The 23,221-nt window shown below is 58.1% G+C and carries 17 protein-coding genes and 4 pseudogenes; 16 read left to right on the forward strand and 5 right to left on the reverse strand.

What is annotated here, in order from left to right:
* The coding region (locus CP49_RS14355; RefSeq protein ID WP_197423113.1) for a helix-turn-helix domain-containing protein at nucleotides 1-191 on the reverse strand (191 nt) is incomplete at its 3' end.
* Between the two features lie 38 nt (nucleotides 192-229).
* Here CP49_RS14355 and CP49_RS14360 point away from each other — a divergent pair.
* The 3 genes from CP49_RS14360 to CP49_RS48635 all read left to right on the forward strand — a co-directional run bounded on the left by CP49_RS14360 (nucleotide 230) and on the right by CP49_RS48635 (nucleotide 1,562).
* Nucleotides 230-511, forward strand: coding sequence for a LexA family protein (locus tag CP49_RS14360; RefSeq protein ID WP_057850890.1), 282 nt, complete (start codon nucleotides 230-232; stop codon nucleotides 509-511).
* Between the two features lie 627 nt (nucleotides 512-1,138).
* Nucleotides 1,139-1,399, forward strand: a complete 261-nt coding sequence (locus tag CP49_RS14365) for a hypothetical protein (RefSeq protein ID WP_156439516.1) — start codon at nucleotides 1,139-1,141, stop codon at nucleotides 1,397-1,399.
* A 28-nt stretch (nucleotides 1,400-1,427) separates the two neighbouring features.
* A complete protein-coding gene (locus tag CP49_RS48635) occupies nucleotides 1,428-1,562 on the forward strand; it encodes a hypothetical protein (RefSeq protein ID WP_276326480.1) in 135 nt (44 codons plus the stop codon).
* Between the two features lie 649 nt (nucleotides 1,563-2,211).
* Here the strand turns inward: CP49_RS48635 and CP49_RS14370 are convergent.
* Nucleotides 2,212-2,532, reverse strand: coding sequence for a hypothetical protein (locus tag CP49_RS14370; protein ID WP_057850892.1), 321 nt, complete (start codon nucleotides 2,530-2,532; stop codon nucleotides 2,212-2,214).
* Between the two features lie 83 nt (nucleotides 2,533-2,615).
* Nucleotides 2,616-3,327: pseudogene (locus tag CP49_RS14375) on the reverse strand (ROK family protein).
* A 1,088-nt stretch (nucleotides 3,328-4,415) separates the two neighbouring features.
* Here CP49_RS14375 and CP49_RS14380 point away from each other — a divergent pair.
* The 7 genes and pseudogenes from CP49_RS14380 (at nucleotide 4,416) to CP49_RS14405 (ending at nucleotide 11,558) form a co-directional block, all read left to right on the forward strand.
* Complete coding sequence (locus CP49_RS14380) at nucleotides 4,416-4,628, forward strand: hypothetical protein (RefSeq protein ID WP_156438415.1); 213 nt, start codon at nucleotides 4,416-4,418, stop codon at nucleotides 4,626-4,628.
* Nucleotides 4,629-5,388: 760 nt separating this feature from the next.
* Nucleotides 5,389-5,865, forward strand: a complete 477-nt coding sequence (locus tag CP49_RS14385; protein WP_057850894.1) for a VirK family protein — start codon at nucleotides 5,389-5,391, stop codon at nucleotides 5,863-5,865.
* Between the two features lie 2,101 nt (nucleotides 5,866-7,966).
* The gene (locus CP49_RS47285; RefSeq protein ID WP_245322628.1) at nucleotides 7,967-8,641 is read left to right on the forward strand and encodes a biotin carboxylase N-terminal domain-containing protein; all 675 of its coding nucleotides are present in this window, start codon (nucleotides 7,967-7,969) and stop codon (nucleotides 8,639-8,641) included.
* Nucleotides 8,581-8,877, forward strand: a pseudogene (locus CP49_RS48640) (ATP-binding protein); the annotation flags it as partial. The gene CP49_RS47285 and the pseudogene CP49_RS48640, both read left to right, overlap by 61 nt.
* Complete coding sequence (locus CP49_RS47290; RefSeq protein ID WP_245310688.1) at nucleotides 8,878-9,444, forward strand: biotin carboxylase domain-containing protein; 567 nt, start codon at nucleotides 8,878-8,880, stop codon at nucleotides 9,442-9,444.
* Between the two features lies 1 nt (nucleotide 9,445).
* A complete protein-coding gene (locus CP49_RS14400) occupies nucleotides 9,446-9,949 on the forward strand; it encodes an acyl-CoA carboxylase biotin carboxyl carrier protein subunit (RefSeq protein WP_057850896.1) in 504 nt (167 codons plus the stop codon).
* A 1-nt stretch (nucleotide 9,950) separates the two neighbouring features.
* Nucleotides 9,951-11,558, forward strand: a pseudogene (locus CP49_RS14405) (acyl-CoA carboxylase subunit beta).
* Nucleotides 11,559-11,664: 106 nt separating this feature from the next.
* On the opposite strand, the gene CP49_RS14410 reads toward CP49_RS14405, so the two are convergent.
* Together CP49_RS14410 and CP49_RS44620 are read right to left on the reverse strand one after the other, a co-directional pair.
* Complete coding sequence (locus tag CP49_RS14410) at nucleotides 11,665-11,865, reverse strand: hypothetical protein (protein ID WP_057850897.1); 201 nt, start codon at nucleotides 11,863-11,865, stop codon at nucleotides 11,665-11,667.
* A 2,118-nt stretch (nucleotides 11,866-13,983) separates the two neighbouring features.
* Nucleotides 13,984-14,193, reverse strand: a complete 210-nt coding sequence (locus tag CP49_RS44620) for a hypothetical protein (RefSeq protein WP_156438416.1) — start codon at nucleotides 14,191-14,193, stop codon at nucleotides 13,984-13,986.
* A 449-nt stretch (nucleotides 14,194-14,642) separates the two neighbouring features.
* Between CP49_RS44620 and trpD the strand changes: the two genes are divergently transcribed.
* The 6 genes and pseudogenes from trpD to CP49_RS46000 all read left to right on the forward strand — a co-directional run bounded on the left by trpD (nucleotide 14,643) and on the right by CP49_RS46000 (nucleotide 22,484).
* The gene (gene trpD, locus CP49_RS14415; RefSeq protein ID WP_057850898.1) at nucleotides 14,643-15,656 is read left to right on the forward strand and encodes an anthranilate phosphoribosyltransferase; all 1,014 of its coding nucleotides are present in this window, start codon (nucleotides 14,643-14,645) and stop codon (nucleotides 15,654-15,656) included.
* Between the two features lie 15 nt (nucleotides 15,657-15,671).
* Nucleotides 15,672-16,490: an indole-3-glycerol phosphate synthase TrpC gene (gene trpC, locus CP49_RS14420; protein WP_057850899.1), complete on the forward strand. Its 819-nt coding sequence runs from the start codon at nucleotides 15,672-15,674 to the stop codon at nucleotides 16,488-16,490.
* 490 nt (nucleotides 16,491-16,980) lie between these two features.
* Nucleotides 16,981-17,220: a hypothetical protein gene (locus CP49_RS14430; RefSeq protein WP_057850901.1), complete on the forward strand. Its 240-nt coding sequence runs from the start codon at nucleotides 16,981-16,983 to the stop codon at nucleotides 17,218-17,220.
* 370 nt (nucleotides 17,221-17,590) lie between these two features.
* A pseudogene (locus tag CP49_RS42755) lies at nucleotides 17,591-18,046 on the forward strand (flavin reductase family protein).
* A 1,407-nt stretch (nucleotides 18,047-19,453) separates the two neighbouring features.
* Nucleotides 19,454-20,977 (forward strand): class I adenylate-forming enzyme family protein, encoded by a 1,524-nt coding sequence (locus CP49_RS14440; RefSeq protein WP_057850903.1) that lies wholly within the window; start codon nucleotides 19,454-19,456, stop codon nucleotides 20,975-20,977.
* Nucleotides 20,978-21,185: 208 nt separating this feature from the next.
* A complete protein-coding gene (locus tag CP49_RS46000; protein WP_245310687.1) occupies nucleotides 21,186-22,484 on the forward strand; it encodes a preATP grasp domain-containing protein in 1,299 nt (432 codons plus the stop codon).
* Nucleotides 22,485-23,221: the final 737 nt, after the last annotated feature.

Raw genomic sequence — 23,221 nt, forward strand, 5'->3', positions numbered from 1 at the left:
TTGGTCCGGCCGACGGTGGAGAGGCTGACACTCACGGTCCGGGCAATCTCCTCGTCGCGGCGGCCCCTATCGGCCGCCAGCAAAATCTGCGCCCGCTTGAGCTTGCGGGCGGCGTGCTTGCCGCCGCCGAGCATCGCCGTCAGTTCATCGCGCTCGGCTTGGCTCAATTCGACCTGATAACGTACATTCATGCTTTGCCTCCTTGTCGGAGGCCGGGACGAATCCAACGATGAGTCAAAAATCAGGCGCGCGTTTCACCGAGAAGCAGGGGCACTACCTCGCTTTCATCCATACCTATTCGTACATGTTCGGACAGCCGCCCGCCGAAGCCGACATCCAGCGCCATTTCCGCGTCAGCCCGCCGACTGTCCACCAGATGATCGTCACCCTCGAACGGAACGGCTTCATCCGACGTCAACCCGGCGTCCCCAGAAGCATCGAGATTCTCTTGCCACCGGAAAACTTGCCCATCCTCGAATGGCTCGGTATCAAAACGTCAAAATCACTATGATGAACCACTAGGTGAGAATGAGGGAAGTACTTTTAGCGCCAGTGACGGACGTCATTCTTCAGTCGATCCGACGGCGAGCCGGCGGCCCTGAATGTAGCCGCTGGATTGAACCCAAAATGCGAAAGAATTGTTGCCGTCTTGGCGGCACGAGGGGGACCGGCGTCATTTGTCATCTATTTTGTCGTACCAGTCGTGTCCGGTTGCGGACGTTGATGTGGAGAATCCGACTACTGCACCTAAATCATTCCGCGGGTGCCGCTTCGGGCACGTGCTTTTTCTTCTTCAAGCGACGCGCAGAGCACTTTCGCGTTCGGCACGCCGATTGCTGAGATGAAGATGCCGCAGTTAAAAGGCGGCGCGCTGGTCACCAACCCAGGAATTCACAATGAGACTTGCTCGATTGATATTGATCAATGCGGCGTTGAGGCTAGTCGTAACTGTACAAGCGGCAGACATTAATGTGGCCCTCGCCGCCAACTTAACCGCACCGACCAAGCCTCGACCGTCAAGCGGACGGCTGGTCACGGGGCAGCTATGAGATCGGGCGCGAATGGACAATGTTACAACCACGTCATGCAAGGTGCGCAATTTCAGATCTCGGCCGACACGCGACCAACGGAGCTGGTCGTGGATGAAACCGTACTACCGGAAGGCCGCTTCATCAACACGATCGGAAACTTCCTACTTTGGAAGAGTGCGAATTTCGTGAACGGCGCGGAGATGTCCAAGAGGATGGCCTTCGCAAAATTATCGATCTGCCTCGCCGAGACACCTTTTAAGGTAGCCGTGATCGAGTCAGTGAGTTCGCCCAGCGTTCATGAGGCCATGCAGCCGAAGGGCATCGAGGGCGCGACAGTCGCGGGCGGATCAATAGGAGATCGGCTATGACGAGCTCGCCTTCGTCACGAGATTTCAATTGATTGGTGATGATGCCTCGCGCTGGCTGATGCCGCAGGAGCTCCATGGCCCCATTGAGCAAGGTGCCGCGTCGTCGAAGGGAAGCGCCGACCGCGAAGCAACGCTGGGGTTCATCGATCTCCAAAAGGCCTGAGGCTCACGTGATCATTGAGCGCTATGGTTAGGTGCTCGAAGAGCCAACCCTGGACCGTAGGTCGGCTGGGATCTGGTAGTCGGCAAGGCGGACGATCAGGCTCGCCAGCCTCACGGCCGTGATTCTATCGGCATCGGCATGGCGACGTTCACTTGACTTGGTGATCTCGATTTGCTGGGACCCAAATCGACTAGCGCAGCGCAAGCATGGGATACGGATGACACACTGGGGCAAACCACAACCGCGCGTGATTGAAGGCGGTAAGGCCGATCGCGCATTGCATACTGATGCTTCGCAGCCGCGGATAGTGTGGAACTTCTGGCCGCTTGCGGCGGTCCTCCTCAACACGCTCCTGTGGGTCGGCATCTGCTGGGTCATTTACGCGTTCTCATGAGCAAGGCGGCGGCCAAAGCAGCCAAGTTCGCGCCACAAGGATGGGCGCGTTGGCAAGCGCCATCTGGCATACACGCCTGAGGTCATCGACTGACCTCTCAGCGGGTCGCGAATATTGGAGGCACGTGCGTACGCACGCCAGTTGGATTAGCCCAATTTAAGCCGTCACCAACGCCAGACGCCGCAATACGCTTCGCCATTGCGCCCTACCACCTAATCAGCCGGAATTCCAGATCGGCCCGGTCGGCGTCCGCGTTCAGCACGGGCCAAAGCTGCCGCCATTGTAGCGGCCGTCGTAAAAGCCGGGCCGGCCGAAATAGTGCCAGGCGCCATCATACCCGTAGTAACGGGGGACCGGGTCAATGTACCAAGGGCGCCGGTCGCGGCGTGCCGATCGCCGCATCGCGTCTTTCTGGGCGTAAAGTGGAAGGCTGTTGTTCAGCGGCTGCTGGTCACCCGGCAGGAAGCCATAGCCGTGCCAGCGCGGAGCCCGCCGCTTTTGAAGCGGTGCGGCCAGAGCGGCGACTGATAACAGCGACAGGACGATAGCAGTGAAGAGATACCCAAGGCGGGACATGCGGACACCATAGACAGTCGATCGTTGAGAGGCCATTCAAATCCAGGTGCAAAGCTCACGCGCCTATGCAGCTGCGGCATTCTCTATCGCCGTACGCTGGACGATCTAACTACCCCCTTCTTCCACAGCCGAAATCCGCCCTCGAACGCGTTGGTGTTGACGCCGAGGCGGACCTTGCGCGGCAGCTTGTCGACCTTGCCGGCGTTGCCGCCGCCCAGCATGATGTGATCCGGCTCCACGGCTGCGAGCAGGCGCCTGATGACGTCATCGACCGTGCGTTGCTATTTCTTCCTGCCAACGCGCTTGAGGGCTGCGGCGCCGACATATTGCTCGAATGTCTTGCCGTTGCGGTACGGCAGGTGAGCCAGCTCCATCGATTCCAGAATGCCATCCACGATCATCGCGGAGCCAAGACCCGTGCCGAGGCCGAGGAACAGCATTCGGCCGCCCTGATAGCTGCCGATCGCCTGCATCAGCGCATCGTTGACGACCTTGGTCGGGCGACAAGGCCCTTTCGAAATTGAAGCCGGCCCACCCGAGACCGAGATTGTGAGGCTCCGACAAAGGCCGGTTGTTGACCACAGGTCCGGGATATCCGACCGCGACGACGTCATAGGACCAGTCCTTCGTCAGCGCCTTGACCTTCCTGACCATCACTCTCGCTGATAGCTTGGGATCGGACGCAAACGCGCGCCTGGTTCGCTCCCTGTTAGTCGTGACCTTCACACGCGAACCACCGATGTCGATCACGAGGACCGTATGCCGCGATGCTTGCTTGCCCGCTTTCTTCGCCATGAAGCCGCGCCCTGCTCGGTCGGATGATCATAACTCCAGCCGATCCTTACCTGAAGCAGGGAGACAAGCAGCATCACAGCTTTGTTCTCCATCCGACTCTATTTTGTTCGCAAGGAACGAATCGGAATCGCGCAGATCAGTGCGGGCCAATTCTTAACAACGCGTTTGCTTCGTGCTTGCACGCGGATGCAGCCGAGCAAGCAGCCGGATGAAACGAAACAAGCATAGCCCGGATCAGCAGAGCGCTATCCGAGCCTGCTCGGTCGATCGATCTTACCCTCACCCCCGCCCTCCGGCTTGATCCCCGCCTTCGTGATCGGCAAGAGGCGCGCTCCTCGCTGTCGCGAAAGGCCGATATCTCCTGCGGCGTGGTCGGTCAGCGGCGGCCCCTATGCGATATGCGAGGCTGCTACGGCTCTTGGGTCAGATCTCAGTATACGTGCTGAATGTGCTGGCGAGCCGTGAAATTCCCCAAGCGTAACACAGCCTGAAGTGGCCGCTATGTGACTCCATCCCCAAGATCAGCCACAGAATCGATTATAATGTAACGCATCGGAAGGATCGCCATAAACGGAAATCGATTTATTGGGTTTGGTGCTGGGAAACCTTTGCAGCCTCCGTTCAGGACCGCGCGTAGAAGCGCGGCCGTTTCGATATCGAACTAGGAGATGCCCCCATCCGGTAGTAGGAACGACAGACAGGCTGATCGAGATGTTCGGAAAATCGCGCATCATTTGAGCTCTGCAAATCAGTCCTAACGGTGCAGCTTAGACGCGTTGGCGAACGCGCTCTCCATGCCAGAACCACAGAAAGCGCTTTTGATGTTGCACGCGCGGCAATGCACAGTGTCACACCTCGCACAGCGCGAGTGAAACGGCACCGTTGTATCGGTCATCGCACAAACGGCTGCATCCGACTTAACACCGATGAATGCGGTCGAGCGTCGATCTCCTATGCTGAAACAGCACCGGCCCGACGCACACTGCCGGGTATGAGGTGCGTCGGGCCGGTTGGGGCATGGCGCGGCACCTGGCCGTGTCCAACCCAGATAAACCCGTGCAAATGATATGCCACACGAAAAGGTGCCGATGATCGGCGTCGAAATCGCCGGTGTCCGGCCACACGGATTTTCATTTGCGGGCGGGCGCGCGTACGTATGGGCCATCTCCTCCGGGCTTAGTTTGCGTTACGCCATCAAGATCGATTTGATCGGTGGCCGGACGATTGCCGAATTTCGATGTCAGGGAGACTTCCTTTGCGCGGCCTGTGACCAGAGGGACGCCGATATCCGAACGGATTAGATTTACTGCGTCACAAATCATGACGGCGCATGAGCTTCCATTTCGATAGCGCAGCACGGACATCTACGTAGCGTCTAAGCAAATACGCTCGCGAGGCACCGCCGCGTGGTAGCGAACGAGTCGGCATGTCACCCTCTGTTCTGAGCGGGAGCGCCGCGGGTCAGCCAGCGGGGCGGACCCGGAGCCGCGCAAAGCGCGAGGTCAAGAAGTCAACGCTGCCGTCGCGCCATTTGACATTCCGCCAAGCCTGTTTCGGTAAACCGAGATCAAGTCCCTTGACCGAGCAAGTATTTTGCTCGTCGTCCCACCGCATCAATTTCGCCGGCCGTCCATTCCCCGACCATTTCTTCGGACGGCAGCGGTCCCTGCCGGGCGGCCGCACGGAGTGCTCGGCAAGATGCCCGTTTCTTGAAGGCTCGTTCGAAACTCTTCCGCTTACGATATATGAGAGTCCTAACCTGCACCCTCTCGGTCATATCGGCCTCCTTTGCATTCACGCACTATTGCCGTTCGTACTTTCGACGCTGCCACCCGCTGGACCAAACAGTGCAGAGGGTGTCACAAATGGTGAAGCCACTTCGCAAACCTTACGTACGAGGTTGTGAGGTTGGATTATCCTTCGCAACGACTTGCGCGCGGTTGCGACACGTGTAGTTGTTGCGAACCGAATATGTCCGGAATCCGCCAGGCTGTTTGTGAACACGACATCGGGCAAGTTGGCGTTTGCGTGGCCTGCGGTTGTTGTGGAGGAGAAGAGCGTATGAAGTTCAGTGGCAGACGCCTGTCGATCCTGTTGTCCTTGCTTTCGGCTGTAAGCGTGAGCACGATCGCCAAGGCCGATGAGCCCTCGCCGAAATACGCCCAGGTGCTCAGCGCCCTGCAGGCCGGCAAGAATGTGAAGTTCATACTGGACCTGAACCGCTGTACCACCGTCGATGGCGGCAAGCCCGGGCCGGCCACGCAGGCCGGGTTGGTTATAAGTGCCTTCAGGGTGACCGCCCAGAACGGCATAAGCTTTGCCAATGCGCATCAAACCGTGGATAGCTCGGGACACCCGGTGACGGAATACATTCGCCACAGCCTCAGCCGCGAAGGCAAGCTTACGGTGCGGGCCTCCAAGCTGACCGCCGGGACGACCGAAGTCCTGAATCAGGGCGAATTCATCTGCGAACTGCCGGACGGCGCGAAGTTCGTTTGGGACACTGCGCAGGGCCACGGTGCGGCTTCGCTACCCTGATCCTTTCGAGTGGAGATCTATCGGCCATAACACGGCATCCGATTTTGTCGAGAACCCGGCGAAGAATCAGGAACTGTGATTAGGCTCTGCGTCGCCATCCTCTTTAAGCGTCGGCCACTGCTCTGCGCGTCGGGCTAGCTTCTCATATTCCTCGGCGATCTTAAGGAGCCTATCTCTGGACTTGCCTTCAGCGAACGACACCGCTTTGGTCCGCGTCGCTTCCGCACGGCCTCGCCAGAATTTGGGATCGTAGAACGGATCTATCGGTTTCATGCAGATGAGCATGCAGTTCGTACATTAGGAAAATGCGACACCAGCCCCTCCAACATTACGTAGGCCGCCCTCCCCGCAAAATTCACAAATTCGGCCCAATTGCCTATATCTCGGAAGGAGCGAAGCCGCGGGCGCGATTCGCTTGAGAAAGCCGAAGCGGGTGCACACGCATTGAGCGGTTGATAGAGTTGCTTTGCTCATGCCTCGTACACACCCGGTGGCAGCCGGACCCAGCACGATACCATCCCCAGCCGCCACGACCTCCTTCGAAAGCGCACTACGTCAAGTTTCTGCCAGGACGAAGGTTTAGACGCGCAGCATCTAAAGCGCCCGCCATCTCGGGCTTGAAAGCTCTTCCCTCTTCGAACTGCTACCACGTCGCACGATTTGCGCTGACTAGGATCGCAAACCAATCCAATGTTTCGATCTCTCCGACTTGCCGGCTTGGAGGGATCAGCCGTGCTGGAGCTGTCACTTCTAACACGTGCACGGCTGCCCTCGGCTTAGATGGGAATGAAACTGAGATTTTCCGCGCCAGTGGAGGCCTCTCACTCTGATTCGCGCCAGATGGCTCGTGGGGGCCCGCGAGTTTGGACATATCCACACGAGCAGTCCTCGAAGGGGCTTGAATCGTACGCAGCGTTAGATTGTACGATCTTAAAAGCAGGTGCCGCCCCTAAGGCCATCTGAAAGCCTCCCACCAGGTGATGAGAATTGCGAATGTCCCAAACTCTTAAGCTCACGCCGCAAGGGCCCGTCACGATCCTCGAGCACTCCCCCGAAAGCGAAGTGATCTATGGAGCGCATGGCGAACTGGCCAAGTTGCAGCCGGAACAGGACGGGCATTTGGCACAATCTCAATCTCCGATGTCACGCGTGCCGCTCCTCGCAAGAGGTGGCATGCAGGTCGCGAGAGCGCACCATGTGGGTGATGGCCCCGGCTGTTACAGACCGATAATGGTTCGCACTCCCCAACCAGGTGCAGCTTCGGGGGCGTGTTGGACGTAGCTGAATGCCGGAATTGCTCCCGGGGTATATTTTACCGCTATCGTAACTTCTTTCGGCTAGCCGGGCCGCAATCGTTGTTTCGCCCTGGTTGGCGGCTCTGGGTATCGGCCGACTGGCGGGTTGTTAGCCACCTCCTCGCGCTCGGAAAATTACGGTATCTCACGACTAAGCGACCGAGGCACCGCTGCGATGGGTGTACAGATACGCAAAGTGCGCTTCCGCGGCCGTCAATGCTTTGAGTGGTTCCGGCCTGTTTCCCGGTAGACAGGTCATACTGCGCTTCGCGCAGGACGAACAATACCGCAGGATGTGTCGACTTGAAGAGGATATCGTGAATCAAAAGCAGCGAACGGATGGGTCTTGGTTCTTCAAAGCACACCGCTGTGCAACAGCACTTGCTGTTGCTGTTGTGACGACAACAGCTCTATGCACCGAACAGGCGGGTGCGCGAGATCGGCCGGCGACACCGGAGGAGCGAGAGGCTTGCACACCGGACGTGTTTCGCTTTTGTGGCAGCCACATACCTGATGCAGGCGCCATTACTGCCTGTCTCAGAGCCAAGTTCACAAACCTGAGTGACCAATGTCGCTACGTGATATCAGCTCGAGACTCTGCCAAAGGAAAGGAAGGCTCCAAATGAGCCAGCGTCAATAGGCCGGCGCCTTCGATTGCCCGCGTTCGAGACTAGTCCCCGGCTGAATTCCAGGACGGCAACGCTGGATGGGGACAGATGAAAGCGCGCGGGCAATTGAGGCAGCACCAACCGCTTGCGCCTGACGGGACTCCCGGCATCGGGCACTTGCTTGGACGAATAGGCGAAATGCGTGAATTACCCTTCCACACCATTCTGATCGCCAACAGAGGCGAGATTGCCGTACGAATCATCAAGACCTTGCGAAGGCTGGGGCTTCGCTCTGCAATTGTCTACCACGATGCCGATGCGGGGACGCCGGCTGTCTCCATGGCTGACACGGCGATTGCCATCAGCGGTCGCACGCCGATAGCGGCCTATCTCGATATCGCGCAAATCATCGCTGCTGCCCACAAGGCGAGCGCCGACGCCCTTCATCCGGGTTATGGATTTCTCTCCGAGAATGCTGAGTTCGCCAGGGCCGTGATAAAGGCGGGTATTGCGTTCATCGGGCCCGCCCCCGAAAGCATAGAACTGATGGGCGATAAAATCCGGGCCCACAAGTTCGTTCAGCGGAAACGTTTTCCGGTCGCACCTTCGGCGATCGAAGAAGATGATCCAGCGACATTCACATTCAGGGCGCGAGCTGTTGGAGTTCCTTTGCTGGTGAAACCATCGGCGGGCGGTGGCGGCAAGGGCATGCGGATCGTACGCGACCTCGCTACCCTGGAGGACGCGATTGCGCAGGCGCGCGCAGTGAGGGGCAGAGGTACTTCGGCGATGGCCGGCTTTACGTCGAACGATATGTCGAAAACCCGCGGCACATCGAAGTACAGGTGCTCGGCGACTCCTTCGGAAACGTGATCCATCTCTTTGAGCGGGAGTGCTCGGTGCAGCGCCGGTTCCAGAAGATCATCGAGGAGTCGCCGTCGCCCGCGCTGTCGCCAGAGTTGCGCAAGCGGGTCTGCGAAACCGCCGCCAGCATCGCGCGCGCTGCCAACTGTCGAAACGCAGGCACTGTCGAATTCATTTTCGCCGGCGGAGAGTTCTATTTTCTTGAGATGAATACGCGACTGCAAGTCGAGCATACTGTGACCGAGATGATCACCGGCATCGATCTTGTTGCTCAACAGATCTATGTCGCCGCGGGCCGCGAACTTGGATTTTCGCAGTCCGATATCGTCTCGAGAGGACACGCGATCGAGGCTAGACTGTATGCGGAAGCCCCGGAACGTGGATATGTTCCGACGACTGGTAAGGTACTTGTTCTTGAGTACCCGGACGGCGACGGCGTACGGATCGACAGCGGCATCTTGCAAGTCCAGCAGATCACGACAGCGTTCGATCCCATGCTCGCAAAGATCATCGCGCATTCGCCGACGCGCATTGAGGCTGCGCTGAAGGCCCATCGCGCGATGCGGGAGCTGGTGCTTCTCGGCTGCGAGACAAATGCAAACTTTCTCACACGTATCCTCCGTGACGAGGCATTTCTGAGCGGACACATCCGTACTGGATATCTTGAGGAAAATCCGCACATCGCATCGGGCGAGCCTGCGTCCGACTTATCTGCCTTCCTCGCCACAGCCGCCCTCCTGACGAGACCTATCCGCGAATCGGCAGATGCCGTGCCCGAGCTTCACGCAGCGCTGGGCAGCTGGAGAAACTGACGTGAAACACTCTTTTGAAGTTGATGGCGTAGATTATCAGTTATCGCTTTCACGTTACCAACAGGGCTATCGCCTTCTCTTGAGTAACAAAGTGATTGGCCCAGTCGTGTTCTCCCAGCAAGGCGACGGTTGCGGCGTCCTTACCATCGCTGGCGAAAGCGAACCGGTCAGGTTCGCCATCGACGGCGAGGTTATTCACGTGCACATCCGCGGCAGGACGCGCATTTTGCACTATCGCGACCCGTTGAGAACGCTCGCTTGCGCGACTAATGAGGCAGATCATCTCCTGGCCCGCGCGCCAATGCCGGGTCTCGTCGTTACGACCAGCGTTTCGCCTGGTCAACCCGTTTCCGCAGGCACGGCGCTGATGAAAATCGAGAGCATGAAGTTGGAAACCATCATACGCTCTCCACGGGACGGCGTGATCGACCGAATTCACTTCAACGAAGGCGAGAGCTTCGAGCGAGGCGCAGTGCTGGTTACGCTCTCAGAGGAAGGGCGTTGAGATGCAGCGGATCGCTTCTGCGGCGGATGTCAAATCCCACGAATTCCGCCTCAACGAACTCCACAATAGACGACTTGCGGCCGAATTGAAGGAACGACAACGTGTCGTCCGCTTCAACCGTCCTGAACGAGAACTTGAGCGCCTGCGTCGGCAAAACAAGTTGTTTGTACGTGATCGGATCGAGGCTTTGCTCGATCCAGAAACTCCGTTCCTCGAGCTTTCGACGCTAGCCGCTAACAAGGCTTACGACGGCGAGGTGCCGGGCGCTGCGCAGGTCGTCGGCATCGGCATCGTAGCGGGTCGCGAGGTCATTGTTCACGCGGATGACGCCAGCGTGAAGGGCGGCGCATGGTATCCGTTGTCTGTCAAGAAGATCGTGCGGGCCTTGGACATAGCGATCGAGAACCGTCTGCCAGTGGTTCATCTGTGCGACTGTGCTGGTGGTTTCCTGCCTTTGCAGGCGGAGTTCTTCGCGGATCGATACTACGAGGGTCGAATCTTCCGCAATCAATCCATTCTCTCGTAGATGGGAGTGCCGCAAGTCGCCATCGCAATGGGTCATTGCACCGCGGGAGGGGCGTACGTTCCGGCGCTTAGCGACTACAACATCATCGTGGAGGGAACGGGCGCGATTTTTCTAGCACGCCCCCCGGTCGTGAAAGCGGCCACGGGCGAGACGGTATCCGCCGAAGAGCTTGGTGGCGCTCATATGGCATACCAGCGTGTCTGGGGCGAGTGACTATTTCGCAGCTCCGAGATCCACGCGATTGCCATCGCACGGGACATCGTCGCTCGCTTCAATCGTCCCACGAAAGCCTCGATGGATCGAGTCTCTCCGGAACCGCCGGCGTACGACGCGTCCGAACTCTACGGCATCATTCCCAGGGATCCTCGAGTGCAGTTCGACATGCGGGAGATCGTCGCCCGTCTGGTGGATGGCAGCCGGTTCCACGAATACCAGTCTCGCTATGGCGAGTCTCTGGTGTACGGCTTCGCGCGGCTTTATGGATATCAGATCGGGGTTATTGCAAACAATGGTGTGCTGTTCAGCGACAGTGCGCTGAAGGGCGCTCACTTCATCCAATTGTGCGACAAGAACCGAACGCCCCTGCTCTTTCTGCAGAATATCACGGGTTTCATGGTCGGCCGCGAATACGAACGGCGCGGCATCACCAAGGATGGCGCCAAGCTGATCATGGCCGTCTCTGGAGCGTCGGTGCCCAAGTTCACAGTCGTTTGCAACGGCTCCTACGGAGCGGGGACGTTCGCTATGGCCGGGCGGGCTTTCGATCCACGTTTTATGTTCACCTGGCCGCAGTCTCAGATTTCTGCGATGGGTGCAGAGCAAGCAGCAGGCGTGCTCACCCATGTCAAGGCAAGACAATTAACCCGTGAGGGTGGACGCCTGCCTGAGCAGGAGTTGGCAGCTATTCGAGAGCCGATTCTGGAAGAGTATCGGGAACGATCGAGCGCCTATTATGCAACCTCCGAAATCTGGGACGACGGCATTCTTGATCCTGTCGACACCAGAAATGCGCTCGCAGTCGTCCTGAGCGCTTCGCTCAATACACCCATTGAGGCGCCACATTACGGCGTCTTCAGAATGTAGCGATCGGATCGGAGCCGCCTTGGCGGGATCATCGAGGTAGCGCAGCGCGATCCAGCCGCACATGAAATGGAAGTCGGCGCGATAATCGCAAAGCGCAAGGCGCCGATTATGCCCGTCCTTCGATCTGGCTGGGTTTCAAATCGGCGGCCGGGTCTACCTCCACACCCCACGGAAAGGCAGAGAAGTGAAACGCATCACCTTCGCCGCGGCGCCGCTCGCGCTGACGAGCGCGGCGCACGCTGGCCCCGAGCTCGAAGCCAGCGCCGGCTTCCTTGCCGGCATCCGCTCGATCAACGTCACCATGCATCGCGTCCGCCCGGACAGATTAGGCGCCGCAAGCCGAAAGAAATGTCCAGCCTCGGCGCGCCGTCGCACATCGACGCCGATCACAACGACTGCGGTGCGGTCGGAGCGGTGCGTGCGTCCCCTTAACGGGTCGCACAAGACCGAGAGATCATCGCGAGCAGGATTGCTGCGACGAAGACCAGGGCGAGCGCGAAAGCGTTTCACCGAAACGACCAGAGCAAGATACAGAGGACAGTCAGAAGCAGAGCAGAGTAATCCGCGCATCCCCGATGATCGGCGCCGTAACAGATCGCTGGGCGTCGTAGGAATGTCCGTGTGCCCCCTGATCGATTCCTGACCGCACCACCACGATTCCGGTCCGTCGTCCCGTACTGCAGAACAAACACCGTCCCGTTGAAGCGAGGGATTGAATGCCACCCAGAAGCCGCCGTTTCATTGATGACAATCATCGGCTTGGATGACGCAGCTCGAACGGTAGCATTGGTGAAGGATCGCTGGCTTGCTGCTGGCGAATACCGGCGAGGTATCGATGGCGCTCTCCACGGTTTTGTTCGCAATCGTGGCGGCGTTGTTGTCAGTTCATCTGAGGACAGGCGGATCCGGTTTCAATGTGCCCCATCGCGACACTCTCGAAGCAGCTAGAGGAGATTGGCTTCAAACCAGTTTCGGTGGGGACCAGTGAGCCGCTGAAGTCTGGCAACCTCACGCAGCACGGCAAACGGTTTCAGAAATGGTCTGTGCCAGTACGACGTCATCACGCAAATGATGATCTATGAGTATCCGATGCCGATATGTCGTTGAACGAACGCGATGTGCTGTCGCAAACACGCAACCGGGCTATCGCCTTAGGCCGGATTCGCTCTTCGCGCGCGCCCGAAGCGATGTTTTCGTCGCCCCCGAACGGATCCAGGAGTACACCTAGTGGACAATGCCAAACAAACAAATAGCGCTTGAAGAACACTCGGGTCGCGAGCAGTGGTAAAAGATGCAAAATGGCATCACGGCCCGAACCGCGAAGATACTCGGCGCGCCCTTCACAACGGCGGACTTTGCAGCTTTGTCAAAAAGGCAGCCCTCAACTGTGGAGCTGCGCTTGCAGTCTGGCGTTCCTCGAACGTATATCAACCAGAGCCACAATCGATCTGAGCCTTATCGGCGCCCTCGCCTCAGCAACGCTGTCCTTTGCCGTTGGGGGCCGCGCTCGCTTTGCTCGCAATGTTCGCCTGCGCCGCAGCTGAAAGGGCGGTTTCGAGGCTAAGTACTTGTGAGCCACCAAGGATCCAAAAGGCACGCCGCTTGCGCGCTGCAAAGACCGCGCGCGTTTGCCACGTCTGTTTCGCTTTCTTCCGCGCTGGCCTCGCTAGCTTTATTCGCTTCTGGAATGTCCGAAACGAGCTCCACACTCCCGATGCTTCTGCAGAGGTAAGCTGCCCAAGCGCCCGTTCGAGTTGGCAAGAATCGAGCCCGCGAGCTGAGAACCCGCCAGGAGCCCCCGCCCATGCAGTGTCCGAAATGCAACTCCGATAACTGGTGCGAAATCGCGTCGCATGATCCCTGGAGCGGTCGACCGATGATCCTGCAATGTCTGCGGCGAATATACTGAGCACAAGCTCGCTGAGCGCGAGGAGGCGTACGGCGCCCTGACCGGCGAACACCAACCGACGCGCCGGCTTATGCAGGCAAGATCCTGGATGCCCTTGAGAATGCTGGTCTAACGATCGTCCGCACCTTAGAAAGAATGGGAGACCTGCGCATGGGCCCTGCCATTCCTTGCCCCGCCCACCCTGTATCCCCGGCTCCGGAAAACGCGGGACTGTGAGGCGGTGCCTGATCGTCATGCGGGCTTCACGCCGTTATGGCCGATCTGAAGCGGCAGGTCGAGCGAGTGGCATCGAGCCGGCACGATGTGCGTTTAGCTAACTATTTCCGTACCGCAACCTCTTGCGCCGCAGTACGGCGAGCACTCGAGGAGGCCACAATCAAGAATAGTGCATAAGCTCGGGACTCTGAACCGCATCTATCCACATTGGACGACATGCTCTATCCGCCGCTTCGTGCAATCACGTGGACGCGGCTAGGAGTTGCGGCGGGATCTGCAATGTCGCGATGTCGGCTCCGCTCACCTCACCGCGCGCGTCGCTTGGGTGCAATAAACGTCGGCATTGCAGAACAAGTCGGCTGGGGCACGTATCGGGCTGCCGTTTTTCAATTCTTCTTCTTTGCGCCCATAGGGATCTTGAGCACGTCTGTCTGGAACGCCCGCGGTGAGTGTTCTCATATCAGTCAGACTGCGCTGGGAAGGGTTTTCCACGATGGCGGCGGCCTGCATTTGGCCGCTTGTTTCCTCGTACCTCAGGAAGTGGCACAATGGAATACTGGAATAATGTTCAGCCAAGCCACTGAAGGGGGTTGAACCTTACGCTGCGTCAGGTTGTAGGCTTGGAAACCAATTACGACCAAACCTACACCACGCAAGCAATGGTTATCGGCTAACGCGGCAGCGGGGTTGCCGTGCACATGATTTCAGGCTTGGAACTGACGCATATTCAAATTGACTTCCCACTGATGAAGCCGGAAAGCTGCGAGATAGTGCCGTTTGTCGAGTTCGCATCGGACGAGAGAAGAGCCAAAAGAGAGGTCTTCAAGCATGTTGTGCGACAAGCGGCCCCCCGGCCTCGTGACCAAGCTGGACCATCGGGATCGGCTCATTGATCAACGAGGTCGCCTTCGCCCACGCAACCGCTGCCACTAGCAACAGCTAGCACGTTCGAAAGCACGATGAACGCCTTCAACTCGAATATTGGCAAAGTCGCCGGCGGCGCCACGCTGACCCGCGAGGAAGCGGCATCCGCTTTCGACAGCATGATGTCAGGCGAAGCCACACCCGCGCAGATGGGTGGACTTCTCATGGCGCTGCGGGTGCGCGGCGAGACGGTGGAAGAGATTACCGGCGCCGCTTCCGCGATGCGGAGTAAGATGCTGCGAGTCAGTGCGCCGCACGATCCCGTCGACATTGCCGGCACTGGCGGCGACGCTTCGGGCTCGGTCAACGTGTCGACCTGCGCCGCTTTCATCGTCGCTGATGCTGGCGTGAAGGTTGCCAAACATGGCAATCGCGCACTGTCCTCGCGCTCGGGCGCTGCCGACGTCTTGGCGTCGCTCGGCGTGAGGATCGACATCACCCCTGAAGACGTCACTTGCTGCGTGCACGAAGCCGGCATCGGCTTCATGTTTGCGCCGGTCCATCATACCGCCATGAAGCACGTTCACCCGACCCGGATTGAGCTCGCTACCCGCACCATCTTCAATCTACTCGGACCGCTGTGCAATCCGGCCGGCGTCAAGCGACAGATAGTCGGAGTGTTTTCGCGGCAGTGGGTGCTGCCCTTGGCGCAGGTGTTGAAGAATCTTGGCGCTGAGTCAGTGTGGGTGGTGCACGGCTCGGACGGACTCGATGAGATCACCCTGACCGGCCCGACCTTTGTTGCCTCGATTGAGGCCAGCGAGATCCACACCTTCGAAGTGACCCCTGAACAGGCCGGCCTCCCCCGCTGCGGCAGCGTGGGGCTGAAGGGCGGCGATGCCGATGCCAATGCAGTCGCGCTGCAAAGCGTGCTCGACGGCGCCCCAAGCCCGTATCGCGATATCGCGCTTCTCAATGCGGCCGCGGCATTGATCGTGGCCGGCCGTGCCAAAACCTTGAAGGAAGGCCTCGCCCTTGGGCAGAAATCGCTTGATAGCGGTGCCGCGGCGGCGCGATTGAAACATCTAGTCGCAATCTCTAACGCCTGACAGCCGAGCTGACCGATGTCCGACATTTTGACCAAGATCGAGGCCTACAAGCGCGAAGAGATCGCAGCCGCCAAGCGCACCTTGCCGCTTTCAGAGGTCGATGCGCTCGCGCGGCGGGCCCCGCCCCCGCGGGGTTTTCTCGCCGCCATCTGCAACAAGCACGCAGCAGATGAGTATGCGCTGATCGCCGAGATCAAGAAGGCCTCTCCCTCCAAAGGCCTTATCCGGGGCGACTTCGATCCGCCCTCGCTTGCCAGGGCCTATGAAGCGGGCGGCGCGGCCTGCCTGTCGGTGCTGACGGATACGCCCTTCTTTCAGGGGCACCCTGATTTCATGATGGCAGCGCGAGCGGCAACATATCTGCCGGTGCTGCGCAAGGACTTCATGTTCGACACCTATCAGGTGGTACAAGCGCGCGCTCAGGGGGCCGACTGCATCCTGATCATCATGGCGGCGCTCGACGACGAAACCGCTCGCGAGATCGAGGCTGCGGCCCTAGCCCATGGCATGGATGTGCTGATCGAGATCCATGACCGCGACGAGCTCGATCGGGCGCTAAAACTTCGCTCGCCGATGATCGGCATCAACAACCGCAACCTGCGCACCTTCGAGACCACGCTTACGACCAGCGAGGCGCTGGCGCCGCTCATACCGAAGAATCGCCTGATCGTCGGCGAAAGTGGTATCTGCGCCCCGGGCGATGTTCTGCGTCTTTCGCGGCTTTGCATTTCGACCTTCCTGGTCGGAGAAAGTCTGATGCGGCAGGCTGACGTGACGGCGGCGACCCGCGCGCTGCTCTCGCGCGAGGCGGCGGTTTCGACCGAAGTGCAGTGATGGCGCGCAAAGCCTCCAAGCCGAGCTCGCTTCGCTCCGAATACGGCTCGCCGCAAACGATAGTGAGGTGTCGCCGCTGTTGGCGACGGCTAGTCAGCATCCAGAAGGTCCGCGCAACTCAATCAGCACCGAGCCGGTGGGTCTCCCCTGCATTTGACGACGGCCGAGAAGTGCGGCCGGTGATGGTGAGGCGAAATGCACCGTTTGCACGAAATAGCCGTGCATTAGCCTGAGACGGTAAGAGCACAATCATGGAAAGTTTTCACAACTCGAGGCGGATGAGGGCAGTCTATGCTCGGAGCAGAGCGCTTATCAGGCTGCAGGATGCGTACCGTATCAATCTTGCTGAGCTAATCGAGGCTAGGGCGGCGCCTGAAAGATCGACGGCCACTCAGATTGCCAGAGCCGGTGCGAAGCGCACCACCGCGATCGTCGAAAAGACAGGCGACTCGGGGACTCGCGCTTCGCGGTACCGCGAAGGAGACAAACAATGATGTCTTGGCGGACGATCACGCTACTCGGATCGATCGCAACGATCGAACTCATGTTTCGTAAGTTTCGTGAGGTGATCGATACAGACGACTCGATCTCGCCCGAGCTGCGGCTTTCGTTACACGCGACGCTGGATGAGCGTCTTCTCTTCGGGAAAGAGCGCCTTTTCAACAGTATCGGAAAACAAAGCGGCGCGGCGGCCATGCCCATATCACCACCGAGGAACGATTCGCAGTGAATGACGCCACGCCAGACAGATCACGGACCGCCAGCCCTTCGGACGTACGGGCCCTCTTCCCCGTCGCTGCTGCTACGCTACGAGTACGCGGAACATATTCGATCTGACGCGGAGGCGCGCTGAACGTTATCATCCAAGCGGAGCGACGATTGTGTTCAGCTGCATTGCCAGATCATGCTGTGGAGGAGTCAGATTACCGGTGCGATCAAACGCGAATTGCGCGGAGGCAAGTTCGAGAGTTGCGACCCACGCAATCTCCGTATAGTTCAAAAGTTCGAGGTCAAACGCCACTCCGGAGCTGGGCTATTGCCAATCGCCTCCCCGGATGAACGATATTCAGTCCATCGAGGCGATTGAGTTTCGCCAAGCCATGCGAAATCTGGCGAGCGGCGTCTCCATTGTAGCGACCGGAGCGGCCGTTGGACGGGGGGGGGGGACGGTCAGTTCTATTACCTCGATCTGCATGGAGCCGCCCTGCTTGCTGGTCGGTATTGATGCCAATTCCGACACTCACGATGCGATACTCGCCAACGGCACTTTTGGCGTGAGTCTTCTCGGCGGCAATCAGTAGGACCTCGCGCTGCGTTTCGCCGGCCGGCATGGCGCAAACGGTGTCCACCGTTTCGATACAGCGCCATGGGATCAGGGCGTTCTTGACGTACCGGTTCTGCAAAGCGCAGTTTGCGTGCTCGAATGCGTCTTGCATCACCACCAACTCGTCGGCACCCATGGGATCTTTATCGGCCGGATTGTCGCGACGCGATCAGCTCAAGGCAATCCACTCATCAACTTCCATCGCGAACTTCGAACGTTACTGTACGGCTGAGTGCAGGTTTTCACCGCAATGTCGCTATTCGTAACGACACCCTACGGCTAAGGCTATGTTGAGAGCCACAATGAAGGAGCCGAGTCATGATGATAGAATACTTGCCCGAGAGGGGAGTGCAAATGGCGGAGCCCTTCGATTTTTGCGGGTTTAAGCTCGTCTTGAAGGGCCCGTATGCCGCTAAGCCTTCAGACTTGAAAGGGATCACGCTCGTTGACCACGACAATGCGCTGATGCCTATTTAGTGCCTATGCTGCCTGGCTGCCCCAAGGACAACAAAACCTGTAAGCAGCCTACGCCAAGATGGTCGCAAGCGCGCGCGAGCGCGGCTGGATTGACGCTAAAGCAAATGCAATTCGCGCACACATCGAAAGAAGGTTCTGATCAGAAAGATCCGAGGCAGCTCGCATCCTGAGTTAGTGCCCTGCATGCAAGTGACACTCGTTCCTAATCTGTCTCGATAGCAACTCCTTTGGCAGCTCGGCTTCTTACCCAGAGGCAAACAGCATGATGGCGACGAGAAGATCAGCCCTGAATGGGAACCCGACACGCATCAGCTGCGCCGCTCACTAAGACGGCGCCTTAAGGCCTTGGCGCTGGCAACGCTAGCCCGGCTCGGCCCAGATCCTATGAGGAAATGGCGGTGCTTTTTCAGTTTTCGTATCATCGCTGCTCCCGGGCTTAGGAGTTTGAACATATTCACACGACGGCCGCCCAAAGGACTTGAATCGCACGTGGCGTCAAATTGTACGATCTCAAAGTAGGTGGCGCCGGCTTCCGGCCACGCCGCGCTCAATCCGAGAAGCGTGTTTTGTTCTGTGCGCACAGATCCCTGGGAGCTGGTATGGCAACAAGATCGCGCAAACGCATAAAGGTCGATTGGGCTGCAGAAGCTCCCAAGGAGCTGTGGCGGCAAATTTCGCTCGCCACGATCGGCGCGACATCGCCAGAGATTGCCCGGTATCTCGGAGCGGCATGTGAAAAGACCTGACGGCTCCAGGAAGATCTTGCTAGTCAATCACACTCAAGGCCAATGCCGGGCCATTGTCGGCCTCAAAGGTGGAGATGCCGGAGCCGCCTATATGTGTGGCGAGCCTGTATTGAGAAGATCGCGCAGGAAACTCTCGTCATGGTGCGCTTATCACCATTGTCTGATGCACGCAGCCCCTGTCGAGCAAAACTGAAGTACGTGAGCAAGAGCCTACACTTTGAGTCTGAGGATTACATCCACCCTACCTGAGCCTCACGAGATCGTCACAAGCTGAACTCTTTGCGGGTACCTAACGGAAGGCCCCTCATCTAAGACAATAAAGCCGTAATCGACACCTTCCGAGCGACGTAGAGGATCTCTCATTGGCCGCTTCGGGAGGCAAGTACTGTGCAAGCCAGGGAAAACGGAAGTGACTGATGGTTGATCTCTGCACGCTGATTGAGCGCAACGCGGCGTTCACTCCCGACAAGCCCGCGATCAATTTCGAGGGCGAGACCTTAAGCTACGCGATCTTCAATCAACGGATCGAGCAGGTCGCGCGCGCCCTAAAAAGCCAGCTCGGTGTCGAGAGAGGCGATCGCGTCGCGATCCTCAGCCTTAACCGGCCTGATCATCTGGTGCTGCTCTATGCCTGCGCGCGGCTCGGCGCAATGCTCGTGCCACTGAACTGGAGGCTTGCGGTCGCCGAGCAGCTCTTCATCCTGTCCGACGCCGCCGCCAAGGTGCTGGTGATCGAACACGCCTTCGAGGCACTCCTGCCGGCGCTGGCGGAGCAACTGCCGGATATCTTTGTCGTCGGCTTGGATTTTGCGCCCCTCGGCGGAAGCAAATGGGATGGCCTTCTAGACCGAGGGCGCGGCGATGGTCGCAATTTGTACACGGACCTGTCCTGCCCACTTCTGATCGTCTATACCTCGGGCACGACAGGGCGGCCGAAAGGGGCTGTGCTGCGCCAAGAGGCCTTGCTGTGGAATGGGGTTATGAGTCAGCACATGCATGGCCTCACCTCGGCTGACCATGTCTTGACAGTGTTGCCGCTGTTCCACGTGGGTGGCCTCAATATCCAGACGACGCCAGCGTTGCATCACGGCGCGACGGTTACGATCCACACGCGGTTTACGCCAGAGGCGACGCTCGCTGCGTTCGAGCGCGAACGACCAACTCTGGCCGTGCTGGTGCCTGCCATGATTCAAGGCCTGACCGAGCATCCCAAGTGGTCGACCACCGACCTAAGCTCACTCAGAGCAATTTCCACCGGCTCAACCATGGTGCCGCAGCACCTGATCGAACGCTTTGTCGCACGCAGCGTACCAGTGCTGCAGGTGTATGGCTCCACGGAGACCTGCCCAATTGCTGTCTATACGAGACTCGGCGGTGATCTCTCGCGTGAGGGTACGACTGGCCTGCCCGGCCTTTTCTGCGAAGCGGCAATCATCGATGATGGGGGCAACAAGCTGCCGCCAGGCACCCTGGGCGAGATCGCAGTGCGCGGGCCTAATGTTTTCTGCGAATATTGGGGCAATCAAGAAGCAACGCGCGAGGCGCTGCATAACGGCTGGTATCACACTGGCGACATCGGCCGCCGCGATCCTGATGGGTATTTTTGGGTCCATGATCGCAAGAAGAATCTGATCATTTCCGGCGGGGAAAACGTTTATCCGGCAGAAGTCGAGCGTGTGCTTATGGAGCATCCCGATGTCGCAGAATGCGCTGTCGTCGGTCGGCCCGATTCGCGCTGGGATGAAGTACCAGTCGCCTATGTGATCAGGCAGTCGGGCGTGCGGATTGAAGCGGAAGCACTGACCGCGCATATGCAGTCGCAGCTCGCCCGTTTCAAAGTGCCGCGCGAAATCATTTTCACGGAAGAATTGCCGCGAACGGGGTTGGGCAAGATCCAGCATTTTATGCTGAAAGAGCTCGATGCGCGATCAAGTCGGTAAGGAGGCACCAAATGAATATCGCGGATTGGGCGTTGGCAATATTTCTCTTGCCGCCTGCACGCGAACTTATGTCTCTAGCTCACTGAAGTCGTTTCGAACAACTGTACCTACATGAATACGCTTCCGCACGTTCATCGTAGTGCCGGACTGCGCTTCCGTCCCGATATGCCAAGTACCACGGAGCTCGTTGATGCCGCGGATCCTAATTATGAACGCCGGTACCGCCCAAATGTCGGGTGCCGATCTGACGGCAATCCAACTTTCGCTTGCCGCCAAGTCAGCCTGGCGCTCCGTATGGTTTGCACAAGCGGGCGACCTAATTGTCTCTCCGGTAGCGATCCCAACTGATCTGCTACGCTACGTTGGCGCGACGCTAAGGTTCGACCCATCGACCGTCTTGGTGCTCGTGCCAGAAAACGCGCACGAGACCCGGGTCCTTAGTGATTTCACTCTGCAGTCCAATACAATTGTTGAACAAATCCGACGCCACATTCGTGAGAAAACACATTGGAAACTCTGTGCTTGCTACTCTACTGAGGGCGTTGCGCGCTTAGCGGCGATGCTCGGCATACAGCAGAAAGGGAACGACTTCGCTCTGCAGCGAGGCCCTGATCTATTGAACCGCAAGAGCCACTTCCGTCAATTGGCAACAAGTGTCACGCTTCCGTTGCCCAGTGGATGCATAGCAACAAGCTCAGAAGAATTGTTCAGAGCGGTCAACTCCCTAAGGCTTGAAACCGGCAGCGTCATTGTAAAATTAGACAATGGAGCCGGCGGGGTTGGAAATGTCATATTAACCGGCAAGGAGAGCGCTCCACTACCTGGGGCAAGGGAGACCCGACGGGTCCTTTGGCCGTCGTTTGATCCTGATGCACTTTGGTCTGAGATGACAACCCCCTCGTGTAAAACAGTGGTCGTAGAATCATACCACTTGGCCAGTTCTCTGTTCTACCTTGAGTTCGAAATCGAGGAAAATGGTTCAATCGCATACGTCAACAGTGGAAACATACGTCTGCATGGAAGCGAAGATCGGGCCGAAAGAGCTCTCGTCTGGACTGGTCTAGAGCTTCCAAGCGACTTGAGCAATGAGCAGTACTCGACCGCTTACGCGCACGCCTATCGATTTGTGGAGCTTGCGCGGACCTTGGGTTACCGCGGAATGATCAATATAGATGCCATTTTCTCGATCGACGGGCGGCTGCTGTTTAATGAAGCGAACGGTCGGTGGGGCGGTGGCTCGGTACTGCACAGCATTGCTGACCGGTTGCTAGGAGCCGACTATTCCCATTCCTACGTGATTTCATCTGTGCGGAACGTCCGACTAAACTCCCTCCAAACGGCACTTGATTGTTTTGTCGATGAAGGATTGCTATTTGATCGCATACACAAGGAAGGCGTTATTCCGCTTGCCGCCGACCAAGAGGCAGGCACGGTGGAGTGTCTCGTGATCGCGCGCGACAGGCTGGTGGGCCGGAATTTCGAGCATCGATTATTGACGATGCTCTGATTTGGATCACTGCCCCATGTTCCGCTCTTCAGGATGCCTTCTTCGGTCCATTTGTTTCAGCTTGAACAACATCCCTATTGCCAACCATGTGCTGAAGCCAAAACGCGCTCTAAGAAGATGGCGAAGCACTCTCTTCCAGGTTGACTGGCGCAGCACTGTCGATTCTTGTTCCAAACCCAAGTTGTTCGGCGCACCAACCTTGTCAGGTTTCCTATACCACACAACCGTGCAAACGGTTTAGTTCTGGGACGACGCGCGGAGCACGAGAATGCCGGAGCGATGCAGATCGGTACCCTAATCTGCAGTCATTGGCTACATTCTTTAGTTGATTAAAGTAGTTAGGCAGATCGGCTGGACGTACAATACATTGTCCGGGATATGAGCCTCGCAGTTTGACCATCATTGCGCCAGTGGTTAGCGTTCCCCTCTCCTCTTCACGCAGCAAAACTCGCTCCAGTCTGATAACTTACCATACAGCATAACTGTACAGACGATAGCGACGGGCGAGGAAGACAGCAAAGTATCTTCGTGCGTCGAGTCCGGCATTCGTCTAGTTAGGGAATGCCGGCCTGCATCCATAGACCTCATTCGCACGCCATCATAATCCATTCTATCTAGCCTAGTTTCTGTCGCGAAAGACATTTCGCCCTTTAAAATAGGGTTGTTTCGCGATTTTCGAGAACGTTTTTTCTTGCGGCGTACATGTGCATGGTATCACATTCTTCATATGAAGCATG

The sequence above is a fragment of the Bradyrhizobium valentinum genome (assembly GCF_001440405.1).
In the GTDB taxonomy this organism is placed as follows: Bacteria; Pseudomonadota; Alphaproteobacteria; order Rhizobiales; family Xanthobacteraceae; genus Bradyrhizobium; species Bradyrhizobium valentinum.